Source organism: Bacillus sp. 522_BSPC (assembly GCF_001076885.1).
Classification (GTDB): Bacteria; Bacillota; Bacilli; order Bacillales; family Cytobacillaceae; genus Niallia; species Niallia hominis.
This window is the reverse complement of sequence record NZ_JVDT01000159.1, coordinates 1-3,453: the sequence shown is the minus strand read 5'-3', so window position 1 is coordinate 3,453 and position 3,453 is coordinate 1. Positions and strand designations below refer to the sequence as shown.

4 protein-coding genes are annotated in these 3,453 nt (G+C 35.8%); 3 read left to right on the top strand and 1 reads right to left on the bottom strand.

Annotated elements, in window-relative coordinates:
* Window positions 1–79 precede the first annotated feature (79 nt).
* Together ADJ83_RS13265 and ADJ83_RS13260 are read left to right on the top strand one after the other, a co-directional pair.
* Window positions 80–1,084, top strand: a complete 1,005-nt coding sequence (locus ADJ83_RS13265) for a transposase (protein WP_109769519.1) — start codon at window positions 80–82, stop codon at window positions 1,082–1,084.
* Between the two features lie 25 nt (window positions 1,085–1,109).
* Entirely contained in the window at window positions 1,110–1,664 is a 555-nt protein-coding gene (locus ADJ83_RS13260; protein ID WP_152910798.1) for a hypothetical protein, read from the top strand.
* 1 nt (window position 1,665) lies between these two features.
* On the opposite strand, the gene ADJ83_RS13255 is transcribed toward ADJ83_RS13260, so the two are convergent.
* Window positions 1,666–2,364 carry an oligosaccharide flippase family protein gene (locus ADJ83_RS13255; protein ID WP_051640975.1) on the bottom strand — a complete coding sequence of 233 codons (699 nt, stop codon included), beginning with the start codon at window positions 2,362–2,364 and terminating at the stop codon, window positions 1,666–1,668.
* Window positions 2,365–2,767: 403 nt separating this feature from the next.
* Here ADJ83_RS13255 and ADJ83_RS13250 point away from each other — a divergent pair, with 403 nt between their 5' ends.
* Entirely contained in the window at window positions 2,768–3,190 is a 423-nt protein-coding gene (locus ADJ83_RS13250; RefSeq protein WP_031538227.1) for a hypothetical protein, read from the top strand.
* Window positions 3,191–3,453 lie beyond the last annotated feature (263 nt).

The following is a 3,453-nucleotide window of genomic DNA, read 5'->3' as shown; positions in this document are numbered from 1 at the left end:
TTCTTACACGGAATAAATAACACCAACGGATAAAATAGGTTATAATAGACTTATTAATTATTTAAGTTGGTGTTTATTTATGCGTACTAAAAACAGGTTGAATCCAAGCGAGTCTATCTATTACAGTCCTGAAATTTCAAATTGTCCTGACTGTGGAGAGAAATTAACCTATTGCCATCCTGTATGGAGGAAAACCATCTCTACCCTAAAAGGGGAATTTAAAGTTATTAATCTTGGCTATCGCTGTGAAAATAATGGCTGTGAGAACAATACTGTTTATCGTTCTGCGGAGGCTGAGCAACTTAGTATGAAGCACATCACCTATGGCATGGATGTCATTGCCCACATTGGGCACTTGCGTTTCAAAGAACATAAAACCCGTTCAGAAATTGCCACCATCCTAGCTGAGAAGCAAGTGAAAATCTCAGAAAGGCAAGTTCAGAAACTGTACGAACGATATGCGTTACTTCTTCGTTCAGCGATTACAGAAAATATGAAAGAAACCTTAGAGGAAGTCGTGGAACAGAACAATGGATTAATCTTATCCATTGATGGCGTTCAACCTGAAAAAGGAAATGAAACGTTGTATGTTATTCGCGAGGTCTTAAGTGGCACCATCTTGGCAGCACATAATTTAAAGAGTAGCGCCTCTCAAGAGTTAATCGGAATTATTCAACCAATTCTTGATTGGGGTTACCCTATCCAAGGTTTCATCAGTGATGGTCAGCAGTCAATCCGTTTAGCAATCGAAAAGATAGCACCGGACATCCCATATCAATACTGTCAGTTCCATTACTTCAAAGATATCGCAAAACCGTTGGTAGAAAAGGACAGAAAGCTAAAGACAAACATCAAAAAGAAGCTAAGGGGAATTCGGGAAATCGAAAGAAAAATTGAAGAATCATCATCAGTAAGCATGGAAGAAGAAATTGCGAGTGACTATGTAGCGGCGATTCGTTCAGTGCTTTTGGAAGATGGAAAACCACCGTTTGAATTACCAGGTACACGTGTCTTTGAGCGAACAAAATCAATCAAGGACTCGATTGAAAAATGCCTGGATAAAAAAGGGGACTCCTTTACTTGAAAAGCTGTTCAGAATAGTCAGAAATGTGGATAACTACAAAAAGGATTATCAGCTCGTAAAACGGTGGGATCTGCGTTTTAAAAGGATTGCCACAATCATGGATCCTTCCGAAAACAAAACAAGTTCTTGGGTTGAATCCCGGTTAAAACAATATCTGACCCAAATAGAAAAGGAACTAAACCGTGAAGATGATTTTGCCTTTGTGGACAATCTGATGAGATATAGTAAAGGCTTTTGGAAAGGTCTCTTTACATTTTACGATTACCCTCTCCTGCCAAGGACAAATAATGATTTAGAGCTTTTCTTTAGAAGAACAAAAGTAAGGCATCGTAGGATTACAGGCAGTCGAACTTGGAATCGATACATTGTTCGTCACGGTGAAAACATCGTATTCGTTGAAAATGTTAAAAATGAACAAGATGGGCTGCAGAAGATTCGGAATGCTACTTATTCTGGCTATAAAAAAGAAGTTAGTAAGTGGGACAGTCGAATACATGAACACACAAAACAGAGAAGATTTAAGCAGGACCCAAATGCATATTTAAACAATATTGAAAGCAAGTGGAATCGGCACAACTAAATCATTGTGTTAGTTGTGCCGTGTAAGTTTTAATTAATTCTCTCCTCTTTATGAACACAATTACTAACACGATAAAGCCTGCTATACCTCCTATAAATGCAGCAATGGTTGCAATTCCTACAGCATTTCGAATAGAACTGTTAAAAATGTGAATTACAGAATAGGCACCTACTAAGATTACAACAATTCTGACTACCTGTTCCATTACGGTACTTAATGCTGAAGGTCCCATCGATTTGCTCCCTTGAAAATATCCCCTGAAAATACTCATAGCAGGAATAATTAACAAAGCAAAGCTAACGAGCCGAATGACATACTCGGTATCTTCAACGGAATTTCCTCCTGAATCATCATTTCTTACCACTATTTCTGATAAAATAGGAGCTGAAAAATATAATGCCATAAAGGAGATAAAACCAGTAAGAACCATTAAGTACATACCGTATTTTAATAGAGTTAATCCGATTTTATAGTTGCCTAACTCATTATATTTTGAAACGAATTTAGAAACGGCAAGGGGAAGGCCAACTGTTGATAAGCTTAACAGGATTGTATATGGGCCATATGCATATCTATATAATGCATATCCTTGTTCACCAACTAGAGCCATAAAGGGAATAATATAAATGAATCCCAAAACTTTGGAGATAAGACTTGCAGCTGTTAAAAAGAAAGTTCCTCTAATAAATTTGTTTTCCACAGAAACACCTCAATTAATGATCACGAACATATGTGATTCTTTTCCTTGTTACACACAATATACCTTAATTGAAAATAGTAAAATAATATATTACAAACTAATTGCTATAATCAGCATTATAATCCAAGTGCTGGTAAAAAGGAACTAGACATCCGTAAATCTATTAGGATAAGTGGTTCGTTATTGTTTACCTATATAGAGATCGCAGGAATTGTTACACGGGCTAGAAAAGGTGATAGCTTACTCTAAAAGTTTCTAGATTTTGGTAAGAACAAAACCCTTTCAGCCTTTTTGCCAATAATAGAGGAATTATGCATTTAAGTATAGAAGTGAAAAAGGTAGATATAGGAAATGATGTAGCGGTAGAATGGAAGATAGATGATTTTGATAGGGGGTTAATTAAATGAATTATTTCTTTAAACTAAATATTGTTAGTATAATATATGCTCTTATGGTGTTTATTCCTCTTGAACTGATATTAAATGTATATAGAATTGCCAGATTAACAAATTGGGAATTTAGCACGGTAAATATTGTAACATGCGTAACGGTTATTATTGTAATGGTTGGTGCAACAATACTACTCCATTTCTTAACAAAAAAGTGGTTGGATGGACGAAAGGCAAAATTTTGGACAGTACTTCTTTGGGTCCCTTATTTTATCCTTTTTATTTATGTATTCGCATCACTATTTCCAATGACTAATGGTGGAGACGAACCCAATCCTGTTACTGGTCTGTTTGTGATGGGAGGATTGATTGCGTATCCATTTTATATACTCATCCTTAATTTTGTGGGGGTGCCAAGTGAGGATAAAACAATGTAAGTCTCGAAGTGCAAATTATGAATGTAAGGCTACATTAGATTGGGAACAAATGAATCTGGAATATAAAGACAAGATGATAGCTGAATTGACTGCCAAATGGAGGAACTAGATAAGTAATTAAAAAAAGAGAGTAAAAGAATTATATTAATTTCGTGGGGGTGCCTAAGCTCTACTAGAGGATGTAAGTGTGCAAAGAACTTTCATTAAAAATCTCAATAAAAAGAGGGTGGGACAAAACAAAATAACTAATCATTAAAGACGAA